Annotated in this window: 12 protein-coding genes and 1 other annotated feature; of the genes, 11 read left to right on the forward strand and 1 reads right to left on the reverse strand. The window is 63.3% G+C overall.

Going from position 1 to position 16,253, the window contains the following annotated elements; translation table 11 throughout:
- Positions 1-23 precede the first annotated feature (23 nt).
- The 9 genes from Q0562_RS01810 to hisF all read left to right on the forward strand — a co-directional run bounded on the left by Q0562_RS01810 (position 24) and on the right by hisF (position 7,646).
- Positions 24-245, forward strand: a complete 222-nt coding sequence (locus tag Q0562_RS01810; RefSeq protein WP_298640349.1) for a helix-turn-helix transcriptional regulator — start codon at positions 24-26, stop codon at positions 243-245.
- Positions 229-792: a hypothetical protein gene (locus tag Q0562_RS01815; RefSeq protein WP_298640351.1), complete on the forward strand. Its 564-nt coding sequence runs from the start codon at positions 229-231 to the stop codon at positions 790-792. Before Q0562_RS01810 ends, Q0562_RS01815 begins: the two co-directional genes overlap by 17 nt.
- A gap of 213 nt (positions 793-1,005) precedes the next feature.
- Positions 1,006-1,137, forward strand: a sequence feature (His leader region).
- 15 nt (positions 1,138-1,152) lie between these two features.
- Positions 1,153-2,049, forward strand: a complete 897-nt coding sequence (gene hisG, locus Q0562_RS01820; RefSeq protein WP_298640354.1) for an ATP phosphoribosyltransferase — start codon at positions 1,153-1,155, stop codon at positions 2,047-2,049.
- 9 nt (positions 2,050-2,058) lie between these two features.
- Complete coding sequence (gene hisD, locus Q0562_RS01825; protein ID WP_298640356.1) at positions 2,059-3,351, forward strand: histidinol dehydrogenase; 1,293 nt, start codon at positions 2,059-2,061, stop codon at positions 3,349-3,351.
- Entirely contained in the window at positions 3,348-4,400 is a 1,053-nt protein-coding gene (gene hisC / locus Q0562_RS01830; RefSeq protein ID WP_298640359.1) for a histidinol-phosphate transaminase, read from the forward strand. Before hisD ends, hisC begins: the two co-directional genes overlap by 4 nt.
- A 57-nt stretch (positions 4,401-4,457) precedes the next feature.
- Positions 4,458-5,549, forward strand: a complete 1,092-nt coding sequence (hisB, locus tag Q0562_RS01835; protein ID WP_298640362.1) for a bifunctional histidinol-phosphatase/imidazoleglycerol-phosphate dehydratase HisB — start codon at positions 4,458-4,460, stop codon at positions 5,547-5,549.
- Positions 5,546-6,136 carry an imidazole glycerol phosphate synthase subunit HisH gene (hisH, locus tag Q0562_RS01840; RefSeq protein ID WP_298640365.1) on the forward strand — a complete coding sequence of 197 codons (591 nt, stop codon included), beginning with the start codon at positions 5,546-5,548 and terminating at the stop codon, positions 6,134-6,136. The genes hisB and hisH overlap by 4 nt, the downstream gene beginning before the upstream one ends.
- Positions 6,137-6,141: 5 nt before the next feature.
- Positions 6,142-6,891, forward strand: coding sequence for a 1-(5-phosphoribosyl)-5-[(5-phosphoribosylamino)methylideneamino]imidazole-4-carboxamide isomerase (gene hisA / locus Q0562_RS01845; RefSeq protein ID WP_298640368.1), 750 nt, complete (start codon positions 6,142-6,144; stop codon positions 6,889-6,891).
- On the forward strand, positions 6,873-7,646 hold the full coding sequence (gene hisF / locus Q0562_RS01850) for an imidazole glycerol phosphate synthase subunit HisF (protein ID WP_298640374.1): 774 nt from the start codon (positions 6,873-6,875) through the stop codon (positions 7,644-7,646). Before hisA ends, hisF begins: the two co-directional genes overlap by 19 nt.
- 105 nt (positions 7,647-7,751) lie before the next feature.
- On the opposite strand, the gene Q0562_RS01855 is transcribed toward hisF, so the two are convergent.
- On the reverse strand, positions 7,752-14,408 hold the full coding sequence (locus Q0562_RS01855; RefSeq protein ID WP_298640377.1) for an Ig-like domain-containing protein: 6,657 nt from the start codon (positions 14,406-14,408) through the stop codon (positions 7,752-7,754).
- Between the two features lie 356 nt (positions 14,409-14,764).
- Between Q0562_RS01855 and Q0562_RS01860 the strand changes: the two genes are divergently transcribed.
- Together Q0562_RS01860 and Q0562_RS01865 are read left to right on the forward strand one after the other, a co-directional pair.
- Positions 14,765-15,340, forward strand: coding sequence for a DUF1287 domain-containing protein (locus tag Q0562_RS01860; RefSeq protein ID WP_366144670.1), 576 nt, complete (start codon positions 14,765-14,767; stop codon positions 15,338-15,340).
- On the forward strand, positions 15,337-16,071 hold the full coding sequence (locus tag Q0562_RS01865; RefSeq protein WP_298640383.1) for a phosphatase PAP2 family protein: 735 nt from the start codon (positions 15,337-15,339) through the stop codon (positions 16,069-16,071). Before Q0562_RS01860 ends, Q0562_RS01865 begins: the two co-directional genes overlap by 4 nt.
- Positions 16,072-16,253: the final 182 nt, after the last annotated feature.

Raw genomic sequence — 16,253 nt, forward strand, 5'->3', positions numbered from 1 at the left:
GCTATACACGACAAAGAGGCCCCGTGAACCGCGTAAAAATCCACCGGCAGGAAAAAGGACTCTCGCAACAGGCGCTGGCGCAGGCGGTCAACGTCTCGCGCCAGACCATCAACCTGCTGGAAAACCAGGACTACAACCCGACGCTGGCGCTTGCCATCCGCATCGCCCGCGCACTGGACAGCGATTTGAACACCCTTTTCTGGGAAACCGACGACGGAGGAAACGACGATGAACCCGCTGCATAAAGCCCTGTACCGCCATTACTTCAATATCGACAGCGAACCCGATGAGCGGCAGGAACGCGTGATAAACGGTGAATTGGCGCGCTGCCTGATTTATCTTTTCTGGTTTGATTGGGCATTACTGCTTATCACGACGGCGCATGACCGCCTGGAAGGGATCTTCATGAGCGCGATGACCGCTGTATTGCTGATCAATCTGACCTTTATCGGCGTATTTACCCTGACCAATGAGAACTGTCAGGAATTGCAGGCGCAAGATCCCGATATTACCCTGGAAAACCTGCCGCAATATTTGCAGCGCCATAAAAAGTGGGCGATTATCTTTGGCGCCTATATGTCATTACTGATGGTCTCCATTAATTTCAGGGAATTGGCATTTGCCACTTATTCATTACCCATTAACATTACTTTCTTATATAGTTATGGACTGCTTATAGGGTTACTGGTGTATCGTCACGACAAGAAAAAAGCCCTGCGGATCATCGCCGCAAAACAGGCGGCAGCAAGCCATCCCGCCTTACCCGCACCGCAACCCGCCGGAGAAGCCTGATGTTTTCACTACCGCAATACCTGGTGAATTGCCGCCGGAAAAGGCGTAATGCCGCCCCGGAAAACACGCCGCGCCGTCGCGCATCCTGATGATGACGCCAACGGGCGGGGACGGACGAAAAACATCGCGACGCTTGCCTTTTCCCATCCATCCGTTGTAAAGTCCGCCGCGTCTTCATTTGGAAAACCTCATCATGAACCGCACCATCCGCCAGCATCACCATCATCATCCTGAAACGCTTTCGGGCTGATGAACTGTCGTCCGGAAGCACAACTTCCGGGCCGGTGCGGATCAACTATACCTGCAAGCAAATCCCGGAAGTCCCGCTTCCGGGATTTTTTATACCCACAAGGAACCCCCATGACCCAACCGCGATTACGCATCGCCCTGCAAAAGAAGGGCCGCCTCAGCAGCGATTCCGCCGAACTGCTGCGCCGCTGCGGCGTGAAAATCCACCTCGCCGAACAGAAACTGATCGCCTGCGCCGAGAACCTGCCCATTGACCTGCTGCGCGTGCGCGATGACGACATCCCCGGCCTCGTTTTCGCCGGTGTCGTTGACCTCGGCATCGTCGGCGAAAACGTCCTCGAAGAAGAAGAACTGGCGCGGCGCAGCGAAGGCGAAGCCTGCAACTACACCCGCCTCTGCCGCCTCGACTTCGGCCACTGCCGCCTGTCGCTGGCCGTGCCGCAAGATGCCCCTTTCGACGGCCTCGCCGCGCTCAATGGCCGCACCATCGCCACTTCCTACCCGCACCTCTTGAAACAGGCACTGCACGCGCGTGGCGTCGCCTGCCGCACTATCCTGCTCAACGGCTCGGTGGAAGTCGCGCCGCGTGCCGGACTGGCCGACGCCATCTGCGACCTCGTTTCCAGCGGGGCGACCCTGGAAGCAAACGGTCTGCGCGAAGTCGAAGTCATCTACCGCTCGCAAGCCTGCCTCATCCAGCGCGCCGAGCCGCTTGTCCCGGAAAAACAGGCGCTGGTGGAGAAAATCCTCACCCGCATTCGCGGCGTGCAACAAGCCGCCGAATCCAAATACATCATGCTGCACGCGCCACGTGACCGCCTCGCCGCCATCACCCGCCTGCTGCCCGGCGTGGAAAACCCCACCATCCTGCCGCTCGCCGGCGCGGACGACAAAGTCGCGGTGCACGCCGTCAGCCAGGAAACCCTCTTTTGGGAAACCATGGAAGCCCTGCGCGGCGAAGGCGCGAGCTCCATCCTCGTCCTGCCCATCGAAAAAATGCTTGCCTGAGGAGGCCCCATGCAAACCCTGAACTGGAACGCACTCGATCCCGCCGCCCGCCGCGCCGCGCTGCGCCGTCCGGCGCAAACCATCGCCGCCGACATTGATGCCGCTGTCGCCGCCATCTTCGCCGAAGTTGAGGCCGCAGGCGACGCCGCCCTGCGCGCCCTTACCGCCAAATACGACCGCGTGCAGCGCGACGACCTGCGCATCAGCCCTGCAGAAATCGATGCCGCCGCCGCGCGTGTCCCTGCCGAACTCAAACAGGCACTCGCCACCGCCAAAGCCAACATCGAAACCTTCCACCGCGCGCAACTGCCGCCGCCCATGCTGGAAATCGAAACCCAACCCGGCGTGCGCTGCGCCCTCCTCAACCGCCCGCTGGAACGCATCGGCCTCTACATCCCCGGCGGTAGCGCGCCGCTTTTCTCCACCGTGCTCATGCTCGCCATCCCCGCCCGCCTCGCCGGCTGCCGCGACATCATCCTCTGCACCCCGCCGCCCGTCGCCGATGCCACCCTCTATGCCGCCCGCCTCTGCGGCGTCGAACACCTCTACGCCGTCGGCGGCGCGCAAGCCATCGCCGCCCTGACCCTGGGCACCGAAAGCATCGCGCCGGTGGACAAAATCTACGGCCCCGGCAACGCCTACGTGACCGCCGCCAAACGCCGCGCCCGCGCCCTCGGCACCGCCATCGACATGGAAGCGGGGCCCTCGGAAGTGCTGGTCATCGCCGACGATACCGCCAACCCGGACTACATCGCCAGCGACCTGCTTTCCCAGGCCGAACACGGCGCCGACAGCCAGGTCATCCTCGTCAGCCCCAGCGCCGAACTCATCGCCCGCACCGATGCCGCACTTGCCCGCCAGCTCGCCCGTCTGCCGCGCCGCGATACCGCTGCCGCAGCGCTCGCCCACAGCCGCGCCATCCTCGCCGCCGACCTGCAACAGGCCGTTGCCATCAGCAACGCCTACGCGCCGGAACACCTTATCGTGCAGACCGCCGACCCGCGCGCCCTCCTGCCCGCTATCGAAAATGCCGGCTCCATCTTCCTCGGCGCCTACAGCCCGGAAAGCATGGGCGACTACGCCAGCGGCACCAACCACGTCCTGCCCACCTACGGCCACAGCCGCAGCAGCTCCAGCCTCGGCATCGCCGACTTCATGAAACGCATGACCGTACAAGAACTCAGCGACGGCGGCTTCCGCGCCCTCGCCCCCGCCGTGATGACCCTCGCCGCCGCCGAACAACTGGACGCGCACCGCGAAGCTGTGCGCATCCGCCTCGAAACCACCGGAGACCAACCATGACTATCGCCGACCTCGCCCGTGCCAACATCCGCGCCCTCAGCCCCTACCAGTCCGCCCGCCGCCTCGGCGGTGCCGGCCACACCTGGCTGAACGCCAACGAAGCACCGGACGCCCCCGCCCTGCACCTCAGCAAAAGCGACTACAACCGCTACCCCGAGCCGCAGCCCGCCGCCGTCATCAACGCCTATGCCGCCTACGCCGGCCTGACCCCGGACAACGTACTGGTCAGCCGGGGCGGCGACGAAGCCATCGAACTGCTGCTGAAAACCTTCTGCGAACCCGGCGACGCAGTGCTGCACTGCCCGCCCACCTACGGCATGTACGCCGTCAGCGCCGCCACCCTCGGCCTGCCGCAAAAAACCGTGCCGCTCACCGCCGCCTGGCAGCTCGACCTGCCCGCCATCGAAAAAGCACTGCCCGGCGTAAAAATCCTCTACATCTGCAACCCCAACAACCCCACCGGCACCCTGCTGCACCGCGCCGACCTGCTCGCCCTGCTGGAAATGACCGCCGGACGCGCCATCGTCGCCGTGGACGAAGCCTACATCGAATACAGCCCCGCCGAGAGCCTCGTTGACGCCCTGCCCCACTACCCGCACCTCGCTATCATCCGCACCCTGTCCAAAGCCTTCGCCCTCGCCGGCCTGCGCTGCGGCTTCACCCTCGCCAACCCCGAACTCATCGCCCTGCTGCAAAAAACCATCGCCCCCTACCCGATGCCCGGCCCGGTGGCCGACCTCGCCGCCCAAGCCCTGCAAACAGACGGCCTTGCTGCCATGCGCGCACGCGTCGCTGCCACCCTCTCCGAGCGGGAACACTTCGCCACCGCCCTGCGCGCCCTGCCTGCCGTCAAGCACGTCGAACCCAGCGGCGCCAACTTCCTGCTCATCCGCTGCCACGACGGCCCGCGCACCTTCGCTGCCCTCAGCGCCGCCGGCATCATCACCCGCAGCCAGCAGAACGCCCTCGGCCTCGCCGACCACATCCGCATCACCATCGGCAGCGCCGCTGAAATGGCAGAAACCCTGACCGTACTGAAACAATGCTAAACCGCCGCCAAGCGGGATAACCACGCGCTTTTCCAAAACCCAAACCAGGAACCCACCATGCAACCCACCCTCTACATCGACCGTGACGGCACCCTCATCGACGAACCCCTGCCCAGCCGGCAAATCGACACCCTGGAAAAACTCGCCCTCGAACCCGGCGTCATCCCTGCCCTGCTCCAACTCCAGCCCCACTACCGCCTCGTCATGGTCAGCAACCAGGACGGCCTCGGCACGGAGAGCTTCCCCCGCGCCGACTTCGACAAACCCCAGCAAAAACTGCTCGACATCCTCGCCAGCCAGGGCATCCACTTCGCTGCCATCTACATCTGCCCGCACCGCCCCGAAGACGGCTGCACCTGCCGCAAACCGCAGACCGGCCTGCTCGCCGACGACATCGCCGCCCAACGTTTCGATCCGGCGGACAGCTACACCATCGGCGACCGCGAAACCGACCTCGAACTCGCGCACAACCTCGGCATCCGTGGCATCCACTACCACCGCAGCAACATGAACTGGACGCACATCGCCGAAAAACTCCTGCACAAAAACATCGCCGGCAACCCCGCCGGGCGCGCGCCACGCCACGCCGTCGTCGAACGCAAAACGCGCGAAACCGACATCCGCGCCGAAGTATGGCTGGACGAAGCGGGCCTCAGCGACATCCACACCGGCATCGGCTACTTCGACCACATGCTCGATCAAATCGCCACCCACGGCGGCTTCCGCCTGCACCTCACCTGCCACGGCGACCTGCACATCGACGACCACCACACCATCGAAGACAGCGCCCTCGCCCTCGGCCAGGCCCTGCGTGAAGCCCTCGGTGACAAACGCGGCCTCGCCCGCTTCGGCTTCATCCTGCCCATGGACGAAAGCCGCGCCCGCTGCGCCCTCGACCTCTCCGCCCGCCCCTACCTGCACTTCCGCGCCCGCTTCAAACGGCCCATGCTCGGCGCTTACGGCACCGAAATGACCGAACACTTCTTCTACTCGCTGGCGCAAAGCCTCGGCGCCACCCTGCACCTCGAAACCACCGGCCGCAACGACCACCACAAAACCGAAAGCCTTTACAAAGCCTTTGGCCGCTGCCTGCGTCAGGCGCTGCGCATCGAAGACGACCGCCTGCCCAGCAGCAAAGGAACCCTATGAATACCCTCATCATCGACACCGGCTGCGCCAACCTCGCCTCCTTGCACCACGCCCTAAAACGCCTGGGCATCCACGCCGACATCAGCGCCGAACCCGCCGCCATCGCCGCTGCCGACAAACTGCTCCTGCCGGGCGTTGGCACGGCGAGCGCCGCCATGGCCAGCCTCACCGCGCGCGGCCTCATCCCCGCTATCCAGCACGCGACCCAGCCGCTGCTCGGCATCTGCCTGGGTATGCAGCTCCTCACCGCGCATTCCGCCGAAGGCGACCTCGCCACCCTCGGCCTCATCCCCGGCGAGACCACACGCCTGCCCGCGCATGACCTGCCGCTGCCGCATATGGGCTGGAACCGCGTCCACGCCACGCCCGGCCACCCGCTCTTTGCCGACATCCCGCCAGACAGCCACTACTACTTCGTGCACAGCTACGCCGTCCTCGAAAGCCCCGCCACCATCGCCACCTGCGACTACGGCGGCCCCTTCGCCGCTGCCCTCGCCCGGGACAACTACTACGGCGTGCAATTCCACCCCGAACGCAGCGGCAGCGCCGGCGCCCGCCTACTCCATAACTTCATCCACAACACCTGAACCCCATGAACACCACCCCCATCATCCCCGCCCTCGACCTCATCGACGGACAAATCGTTCGCCTCTACCAGGGCGACTACAGCCGCCAGACCGACTACAGCGCCGACCCCATCGCCCGCGCCCAGCAATACGCCGCCGAAGGTGCCGAACGCCTGCACCTCGTTGACCTCAGCGGCGCGCGCGACCCGGCGGCGCGGCAAACCGCGCTGATTACCCGCCTCATCGCCGCCTGCCCGCTGCCGGTACAAATCGGCGGCGGCATCCGCAGCAGCGCCGACATCGACGCCCTGCTGACGGCAGGCGCGGCGCGCATCGTCATTGGCTCGCTCGCCGTCAAAGCGCCCGCCACCGTGCAAAACTGGCTCGCGACCTACGGCGGCGAGCGCCTCGTCCTCGCCCTTGACGTCCACCCCGGCGCTGACGGCCACTACTACGTCGCCCACAACGCCTGGCAGGAAGGCGGCCAGCAAACCCTCTCTGACCTCATCACCGCCTACCAGCCGCACGGTCTGCGCCACATCCTCTGTACCGACATCAGCCGCGACGGCACCCTGCAAGGCGCGAACACCGCGCTCTACCGCGAACTGCACGCCGCCTACCCAGAGCTCAACATCCAGGCCTCAGGCGGCATCGGCAGCCTCGACCACATCCGCGCCCTCGACGGCAGCGGCGTTACCGGCATCATCACCGGCCGCGCCCTGCTTGATGGCCGCATCACCCTGAAGGAGGCACTCACATGCTGGCCAAACGCATAATCCCCTGCCTGGACGTCCGCGACGGCCAAGTCGTCAAAGGCGTGCAATTCCGCGACCACGAAACCATCGGCGACATCCTGCCGCTGGCCGCGCGCTACGCCGCCGAAGGCGCCGACGAACTCGTCTTCTACGACATCACCGCCTCCACCCAGCGCCGCAGCGTCGACAAACACTGGGTGCGCCGCGTCAGCGAAACCCTCGACATCCCCTTCTGCGTCGCCGGCGGCATCGACAGCGTCGCCACCGCTGCCGCCCTCTTCGCCGACGGTGCCGACAAAATCTCGGTGAATAGCCCGGCGCTGGCGCGGCCGGAACTCATCAACGAACTCGCCGAACGCTTCGGCGTGCAGGCCGTCGTCGTCGGCATCGACAGCTGGCACGACGCGGAAAGCGGCGAATACCGCGTATATCAATACACCGGCGACGCTGCCCACAGCCGCAGCAGCGGCCGCCTGCTGCTCGACTGGGTGGAAGAAGTGCAGCGGCGCGGCGCCGGGGAAATCGTCCTCAACATGATGAACCGCGACGGCGTGCGCCAAGGCTACGACCTCGGCCAACTCAAATACGTGCGCGCCGCCTGCCGCGTGCCGCTCATCGCCTCAGGCGGCGCCGGTGCCAGAGAACACTTCCGCGACGCCTTTTTGGACGCCAACGTCGATGGCGCGCTCGCCGCCAGCGTTTTCCACAAAAACACCATCAACATCGGCGAGCTGAAACACTATCTGGCGGCGGCGGGTATCGAAGTCCGCCACTGAAACGCGCAATGCGCCGCCAGACGGCGATTGGACACCTTCCCGGCGACAGCCCGCAAAAAAGCCACCCTTGCGGGTGGCTTTTGTCGTTGTACCACTGGCACGTTATCAGATAATGCCGTTGCCGTTTTCCCTGAGGAAGTCATCCACACTGCTGTAGTGCTGGGTCATGCCCTCAAAGGTAATGCTGTTGTGGTAGGTCTTCACGCCGTCGGTGGTGTCAAAGCTCAGTTTGTGTGCGCTGTCGTCCCACTGGGCGTTCTGGATAGCGGATTGACCTTGCCAGCCCGGCGTTTTGGCGTCGATGCTCTTGGCTTCCAGCAGGTCGGTGAGCGAGATTTTGTCTTCACCGATCTTGAAATCCTTGATGACATCGTGGCCGTTCGCCGCCTTCGTGTTGTAGATGAAGGTATCGGCACCCTTGCCACCCGTCAGGCTGTCGTTGCCGTCGTGGCCGTAGATGAAGTCGCGGCCATCGCTGCCGGTGATGTCGTCTTTGCCTTCGCCACCGTCCAGCGTCGCGCCGGTGCGGACATGCCACGCCGGGTTGTTCGCCGTGCCGGTGTTGACGACATCCTGCAACTGGTTGAGATCCAGGTCGGCTTCCGGTTTGAGCATGAGGTTGTTGTCCAGGCCGAAGACTTTGTAGTCACTATCCGCTGCACCATGCGCTTTGTACTGCATTTGCAGGGTGGAAACCGAACCTTCTTCGATGTAGATGATTTCCACACTATGCACGCCTTCGCTCAGGTGGATGCCGTTCGGATGGCCGCCCAGCGTATTGACTTCGCTGATGGAATAGCCTTTGTAAATGTCCTGACCATCAATACGGACGGTCGCCCCGTTATCAAGCGCAAACTTGAAATCGTAGGTGCCTTCGCCGAAATAGACGTGACCGACAATGCGCACGGCGGCATCGGTGGTGTAGCCGAGGCCGGAGGTGCCGTTGTACGGTGCACCCGCTTCGACTCTGGCGGAATCGGCATCTGCCGCGCCATTGACGTCAAGGAAGTTGCGCAGCGCACTGCCCGCGCTCAGACCTTGACCCACTGCGGTTTTCTCGTTGTTGGCGAGACCGCTGGACACCGCCGCTTTGCCACCATAATTGATGTCGGTGACGGTGAAGCGCACATCCGGGGTGCCTTCGTCAACGGAGCGGATTGAGCCGGTAACCTTTTTGCCGCTATCGCTTGCTGCACCATTGCGGTTGTTGATCATCGTCTCGGTAAAGTCGAGATCGTACAGGTTGTGTTTGGTATTCTGGTCCGACGGTGAAGTCTTGTCGTCAGCGTGATAACGGACATTGGCGGCAACCTTCGGATTATTGGCGACTTCTTTGTCAATACCGTCATCGTTATAGCCGTAGTACTCACCGCTGAGGCCGACTTTATCCGCCGCAATGGCGTTGGTGGTGGCTTCGCCCGTGATACTGTTGACGGCATCTGCACCGGCGGTCGCACTGCCTGCTTCGCTGCTAAGTACACCATTGGCGGCCACGGCCTTGACTTCGCTGTTATCCAGCACGGCTTTCGCCGCAAGGGTGACAACGCCGGTCTTGGCATCGACGGTAATGCCCTCCGGCAGGTTGGTGCCTTGCCATTCGCCGCTCGCCGGGTCTTTGCTGACGACGACTTCATGCTCTGTCTTATCTTCGTCTTTGTAGGTAACGGTCAGTTTGTCCGCTCCGGCAGGCGGAGTCACGGTAACGCTGCCCTGTTCGCTGCCTGCGGCAACATTTGGCGCTTGCGGGGCGACCACGTCACTGATGGTACCTGTGCCGCTGATTGTTCCGGTCTGTCCGGCTGCCGCAGCATCCAGTATCAGTGTCTCACTGCCTTCCGCAACATCGGTATCGAGCACGGTCTGCACGCGTACCTTGACGCCGTTTTCGCTGTCTTTCGGCACGGTGGCGGTGAATTTGCCATCGCTGTCCGGGGTGACGGCCACCCAGGTGGTGCCGCCATCGGTGCTCACCTCGACTTTGCCGGTATCGGTGCCGAGGGTCGCCGTGCCGCCTTTCAGGATCAGGCTGATTTCGGTATCGGCTGCCGGTTTGTCCACGGCAACGTCGAATACCAGCGGCTGGCCTTCTTCGGCGCTCGGGCTGCTGACACTCTTCACTTCCGCATTCGGCGCGACGTCGCTGATGGTGCCGGTACCGCTGAGCGGGGCGGCTTGACCTTTGGCCGCTGCTGCCAGCGTCAGGGTTTCGTCGCCTTCGGCTTCACTGTCTTTCATGGTCGGCACGCGAACCTTGACGCCGTTTTCGCTGTCTTTCGGCACGGTGGCGGTGAAGTTGCCGTCGCTGTCCGGGGTGACGGCCGCCCAGGTGGTGCCGCCATCGGTGCTCACCTCGACTTTGCCGGTATCGGTGCCGAGGGTCGCCGTGCCGCCTTTCAGGATCAGGCTGATTTCGGTATCGGCTGCCGGTTTGTCCACGGCAACGTCGAATACCAGCGGCTGGCCTTCTTCGGCGCTCGGGCTGCTGACACTCTTCACTTCCGCATTCGGTGCGGTGTCGTTGTCGTTGATGGTCGTCGTTACCTCGCTGACAGCACCCAGTTTGACGCCGCTTGACGGGTTGCTGAGGCCGATGGTGAAGGATTCTTTGCCTTCGGCTTCACTGTCGTCCACGGTGTTCAGCGTGAGTTTGACTTCGGTCTGTCCGGCCGGAATGGTCAGGGTCTTGACCAGCGGCTGGGCGGATGCGTCGAAGTCGGCATCGCCGGTTTCTTTGTGGGTCAGGGTCACGGTGACGGTAGTGTCATCCGTGCGCGCTTCGCTCAGGCGGATGGTATAGGTCGCAGCTGCGCCTTCTTCCACTTCGCTGTCACCGCTGATGGTGAGGGTCGGCTCGCCCGGGGTGGTGCCGTTATTGCCCGCTTTGCCCGTGCCTTCGGCGCTGTCGGTATTACCGGCACTGGCGACGGCTTTCACATCACTACCGTCTGCAACGGCTGTCGCGCCAATGGTGACGATACCGGTTTGCGGGTTGACGGTCACGCCCTGTGGCAGGTTGTCGCCGCTCCATTCGCCCGTGGCCGGGTCTTTGTTCACCGTAACGGTTTGCGGTTGTCCCGCTTCGTCGTTGAAGTTGACGACCAGCTTGTCGGTACCCGTTGCCGGGGTGACAACCACACTGCCCTGCTCGCTGCCGGGCTCCACACTTGGTGCAGGCGGCGGGTCGATGTCGGTCACTTTGGTATCGACACTGGCTTGCCCCAGTACTGCGCCTTGCGGGTTGCTGAGGGTCAGGCTGTAGCCTTCGCTGCCTTCGAACTTGCCGTCCCGGGCGATGTCCAGGGTGAATTGCGCGCTGGTTTGCCCGGCCGGGATAGTGATGGTTTTGCTGACCGGTGCCTGCGTGAAGTCGGCATCATCCGTGCCCTTATGGGTCAGGGTGACGGTGACGGTGACATCTTCACCCGCCGCCTTGTTCAGGGCGACCGTATAGGTTGCCGTTTCGCCTTCTTTCACCTCGGCAGAACCGCTGATGCCGATTTCCGGCTCGCTCGGGTTGTCGCCTGCCTTAACGGTTGCCGGATCGCTGTCACGCGTACCGACGCTGTTCGTTGCCGTGACATCGCTGCCGTCTTCGACCGCGCTGGGCGCGAGTGTAACCTTGCCGCTTGCCGGGTCAACGCTAACGCCGGGCAGCGGGCTGTCGATCGTCCATTCACCCGTTACCGGATTCTTGCTGACGGTCGCGGTATGCGGCTGCTGTGCCTCGTCGTTGAAACGGACGACCACTTTGTCCGCACCTTCGGCAGGCGTAATCACCACGCTGCCTTGCGTGTCGCCTGCGGCGACCGCCGGCGCATTCAGCGGATCGTTATCGATAATTTCCGTCGTGACGGACGAACGCGCGCTGTCGGCTGTGGCACCCGTGGCCTCGCTGATTTCCACGCGGTAGCTTTCGTTCGCCTCCGGCGTGGTGTCGTCGGTCGCGGTAATGTTGAAGGACGCTTCCTGCTGGCCTTTGGGGATGGTGACCGTATTGACGGTGTAGCTGATGTCGCCATCCGTCGTGCTGACATGAATCACCTTGATGGTGACCTTCACATCTTCCTGCGCCGGCGCGTTCAGCTTGACGGTATAAGCCGCATCACTGCCTTCATTAACGGAGCTATCGCCTTCCAGCCAGACTTGGGGCGCAGCGGCATTATCCGCCGCCTGTGCTGTGGCGTCGACACTGGTCTCTACACCACGGCTGTTGTTCGCGCTCACGGTGCTGCCGTCTTTGACGGCGTCCGGCGCCAGGGTCACGGTGCCCGTCGCCGGGTCAACGCTGACGCCTTGCGGCAGGCTCACACCTGACCAACCACCAGTGCCCGGACCGTCTCTGCTTACCGTCACAGTGTGGTCCTGGCCGGCTTCGTCGGTGTATTTCACCGTCACCTTGTCGGCCTCGGCCGCCGGTTTGACGATGATGCCGCCCTGGTGCGCCGTATCCTGTTCGACAGTCGGCGCCTTTAACGCATCAAACTCCGCATTTGTCTGGTTCCTCGTCGTAATCGGATTGCTGCCGTTGTGCGCTATGGCCTCCACGATGCTGCTGTCTTTCACCGCATCCGGCGGCAGCTTGACCGCGCCGCTGGTTTCGTCCACGGTGACGCCCTGGTCGTCGGGAACACCCGCCGCCGTCCATTTGCCCGCCGGGTCTTTGGTCACGGTGATGATCCGGGTCTGGTCGTTTTCGTCGGTGTAGGTGATTTCGACCTTGTCGGTGTTCGCCCCCGGAGTCACGGTCACGCCGCCCTGTTCACTGCCCGTGCCATTTTCAAGGACAGGCCGGTCCGGTATCTCGCTCGGGGAAGCCGCGTAATTGATGGTTACCGTTGCCGGCTCGCTGACGTTGCCGTTCACGTCGGCCACGGTGTATTTGACCGGCGTCGGATTGCCGACAAAACCGGCATCAGGGGTGAAAGTGATTTTGCCGCTGGTGGTATCAACCGTCCAGGTGCCTTCGCCGGCCACGGTCAGCGTGGTAACGCCTTGTCCGTTGGCATCCAGCAGTTTGACACTGCCCTTGTCGAGGGTGTCACGGCCCTGCGGATCGCTGTCGTTCGCCAACACGTCCACCTCCGCCGCCTGGCCGAGCGGCACATCGCTTACGGTGTCATTGAACGCCAGCGGATTCGGAGAATCGGCGTCGTTGTTGGCGGTGGCGCTGGCGTCGGCGCTGGTGTCGCTGCCGCGGCTGTTGTGCGCGCTGACGGTGCTGCCGTCTTTGACGGCGTCCGGCGCCAGGGTCACGGTGCCCGTCGCCGGGTCAACGCTGACGTCGGCCGGCAGGCCGCTGCCGCTCCATTGGCCGCTCGCCGGGTCTTTGTGCACGGTGAGGGTCCGGGTCTGGTCGTTTTCGTCGGTGTAGCGGATGTCGAGGCGGTCGGCGTCGGCGGCGGGTTTGATGATGATGCCGCCCTGGTGGCTGCCGTCGCGTTCGACGCTCGGAGGATTAAGTGGAATCGGTGTTGTGCCGTAGGTCACGGTCACGCTCGCCGGTTCGCTGATGTTGCCGTCCACGTCGGCCACGGTGTATTTGACCGGGCTCGGGTTGCCAGTGAAGCCCGCAACCGGGGTGAAGGTAATGCTGCCGTTGGGGTTGACTGTCCAGGTACCTTCACCCGCCACAGTAAGGCTGGTGACCGGAAGGCCGTTTGTATCCAGCAGTCTGACGCTGGTTGGGTCAAGGGTGTTGTTGCCCTGCGGATCGGTGTCGTTTTCCAGCACATTAACAGTAACGGGGTTCCCGCTGCTTCCTTGTGCACTGTCGGCATTGGCTACGGGGTTGACATTCGGCGTCGGCGGGGTGCCGCCGCTGTAACTGACAGTCACGCTCGCCGGGTCACTGACGTTGCCGTCGGTGTCGGAGACGGTGTAGCGGATAGGCGTCGGGTTGCCGGTGAAGCCCGCCGCCGGGGTGAAGGTGATGGAGCCGTCGGTATTCACTGTCCATGTGCCTTCGCCGGCGACGGTCAGGGTTTTCACGCCTTGCCCGTTGCTGTTCAGGATGCGGACACTGCCCGCATCCAGGGTATTGTTGCCCTGCGGGTCAGTGTCGTTGGCGAGAACGCTGACGGTTACGGGATTTCCTTTGGTGCCTTGCGCGCTGTCGGCATTGGCCACCGGTTTGACATTTGTGGGATTGAGCGGGTTATCGCCGCCGTTATCCGGGCCCGGCGGATAGGGGCGGGGCGGTTGCGGCGCCGGTTCGATGCCGCTGCCGTTGTTGCTGCTACTGCTTCCTGAGATCGCCGCCAGACCGCCAATAAGGGCGAGGCCGCCCAGGATTGCCCACGGGCTGATGCTGCCGCCGGCAGCGACCGGGACGATGCCGGCAAAATGCGAGTCGCCGCCCAGCGCCTGTCCTGCGGCGACATGGTCGGCAAGCATGTGTACGGCGTCTGTCTGTTGCGCGCTTTCCGGTATGTAGGGATAGAACGAGCCGTTTTCATGCTGCCCGACCAGCAGGTTTTTGCTGCCGTTCGGATTCAGGCTGTAATAGCCGTCAATAATCAGGCTGGGGTTGTCGATGCTTTCGCCTTCGAAGGCGATGTACAAATCATTGCCGACGCGTTGCGTCATGATGTTTTCCGGCCCGTATTGCGTACTGAGGTCGGTGAGCTGGTAATAGACGTTGTCCACCGCGCGGATGTGTACGGGGCTGCCGTTGCCGCTGTTGACGCTGATCTGATCAACGATGTCCGCGCTGTTGCTGCTGCCTTTGACTTTGGCGAGCGTCAGAACGATTTGTTTAGCCATGATTTACCTCTTAAATACTTACTGTATGAAGTGCCCTTTGCGGGTATCTCTACCCTGAGATGCAGGCGATTTGACTGATGGGCTTCTGGTCTGGCCGTTTCCCTGACGGCGCAAAACCGGCCTCCTAGATTATGCCTCGCGGCACACCGCACGCTATACGGCCAATATCCCTAGTCATATAGATAGGCGTGGAGGCAATGTTACCGCAAGCCATTTTATATTTCCACTTTATTAAAAAACATCAAACTTTCTTTCATGTCTGAAAAATCTTTCTCTTGCAAATCCAGCGGATAGCCGGGGAAACGCGCTATCATAGCCGCCCATCGTCCTTTCCATGTCAGGCTATATCCATGATTATGCGCAACTATTGCACATTGCTTCTTTCTTTACCGCTTGCCTTTGCCCTGCATGCGGCAACCCTTGACAACAGCCGCCTGGTAGAAGATGCCCGCGCGCAAATCGGCGTGACCACCAGTTACGACGGCAGCTACCGCAAACTCGCCTACCCGCTGGGCGATGTGCCTGTGGAGACCGGCGTCTGCACCGACGTCGTCATCCGCGCCCTGCGCCAGCAGGGCATTGACCTGCAACAGCGCGTACACGAAGACATGGCGCGCCATTTCTCCGCCTATCCGCGCCTGTGGGGACAGAAAACCACCGACCGCAACATCGACCACCGCCGCGTCCCCAACCTTGAAACCTACCTGCGCCGCCACGGCGAAAGCCTGCCGCTGGATGACCGCGACAGCTACCGGGCGGGCGACATCGTCACCTGGCGTCTGCCCGGCAACCTGCCGCACATCGGCATCGTCTCCGACCGCAAGGCCGAAGACGGCACCCCGCTCATCATCCACAACATCGGCCGGGGCACCCGGGAAGAAAACATCCTCTTCGCCTACCCCGTCACCACCCACACCCGCTACCAGCCATGACCAGACGCCTCCTCGCCACCGCCGCCCTACTGCTCGCCGTCCCGCTCGCCTTTTGGCTCAGCGGCTGGCACTGGCAGGCGAGCACCCCCGGTAATTACCCGCTCTACCTCTTCACCCAGACCGCCGGCAAATACGGCATCCTCCCCGTCAGCGCCCTCCTCTTCGCCCTGCTGTGGTGGGCGCACCGCCGGGGCGAGGCGCGCGCCCTGCTGCTTGTCGTCCTTATCGCGCTCGGCAGCACCCAGCTTGCCAAAATCCTGCTCAAACCGCTCATTGCCGAACCGCGCCCCTACACCGTCGCCATGCACGACGCCGACCCCGCCCGCATTCGCGCCTTCTACGCCATGCCACGGCAAGTGCGGCGTACCCACGTCGCCATCTACTACGGGGACGGCACCACGCCCGCCTATCTCGCCGCGCACCGCGCCGATGAAACCGGCTACGGCTTCCCGTCGGGGCACAGCCTCTTCGCCGCGAGCTGGGCATTGCTCTTTGCCGGCATCATCGGCTATGCCAACCGCCGACGCCGCCTCATCAGCAGTGCCGTCACCCTGTGGGCGATGCTGGTCATGGCGAGCCGTGTCGCCCTCGGCCTGCACTACCCCATCGATCTCGCAGGCGCCGTCATCCTCGCCTGCGCCATCCTCCTGCCGCTGCTCCACTACTGGCAACAGCGCCACCATGACCCGCGCCTGCGCCGCCTGCTCAACCGCCTAGCCGCTTTCCCGTGAAATTCATCAAGAATTTCATGGGGCCCCCGCTGACAACCGCGCCCAGGTCAGGCAGCCGATAGCGGCGACCGCCAGCAGCAGTCCCGCCACATGACGGCGGGACAGACGCTCGCCGAAGAATTCCGCGCCGACCAGCGTCCCCAGCGCAATCACCCCCACATTCATCCCGGCGAACACCACGC

Source organism: uncultured Cardiobacterium sp. (assembly GCF_938028825.1).
GTDB lineage: Bacteria > Pseudomonadota > Gammaproteobacteria > Cardiobacteriales > Cardiobacteriaceae > Cardiobacterium.

What these genes read in the sequence shown, in the direction of transcription:
- Q0562_RS01815 (WP_298640351.1), top strand. Translation starts at nt 229, where the DNA reads ATGAACCCGCTGCATAAAGCCCTGTACCGCCATTACTTCAATATCGAC.
- hisG (WP_298640354.1), top strand. Translation starts at nt 1,153, where the DNA reads ATGACCCAACCGCGATTACGCATCGCCCTGCAAAAGAAGGGCCGCCTC.
- hisD (WP_298640356.1), top strand. Translation starts at nt 2,059, where the DNA reads ATGCAAACCCTGAACTGGAACGCACTCGATCCCGCCGCCCGCCGCGCC.
- hisC (WP_298640359.1), top strand. Translation starts at nt 3,348, where the DNA reads ATGACTATCGCCGACCTCGCCCGTGCCAACATCCGCGCCCTCAGCCCC.
- hisB (WP_298640362.1), top strand. Translation starts at nt 4,458, where the DNA reads ATGCAACCCACCCTCTACATCGACCGTGACGGCACCCTCATCGACGAA.
- hisH (WP_298640365.1), top strand. Translation starts at nt 5,546, where the DNA reads ATGAATACCCTCATCATCGACACCGGCTGCGCCAACCTCGCCTCCTTG.
- hisA (WP_298640368.1), top strand. Translation starts at nt 6,142, where the DNA reads ATGAACACCACCCCCATCATCCCCGCCCTCGACCTCATCGACGGACAA.
- hisF (WP_298640374.1), top strand. Translation starts at nt 6,873, where the DNA reads ATGCTGGCCAAACGCATAATCCCCTGCCTGGACGTCCGCGACGGCCAA.
- Q0562_RS01855 (WP_298640377.1), bottom strand. Translation starts at nt 14,408, where the DNA reads ATGGCTAAACAAATCGTTCTGACGCTCGCCAAAGTCAAAGGCAGCAGC.
- Q0562_RS01860 (WP_366144670.1), top strand. Translation starts at nt 14,765, where the DNA reads ATGCGCAACTATTGCACATTGCTTCTTTCTTTACCGCTTGCCTTTGCC.
- Q0562_RS01865 (WP_298640383.1), top strand. Translation starts at nt 15,337, where the DNA reads ATGACCAGACGCCTCCTCGCCACCGCCGCCCTACTGCTCGCCGTCCCG.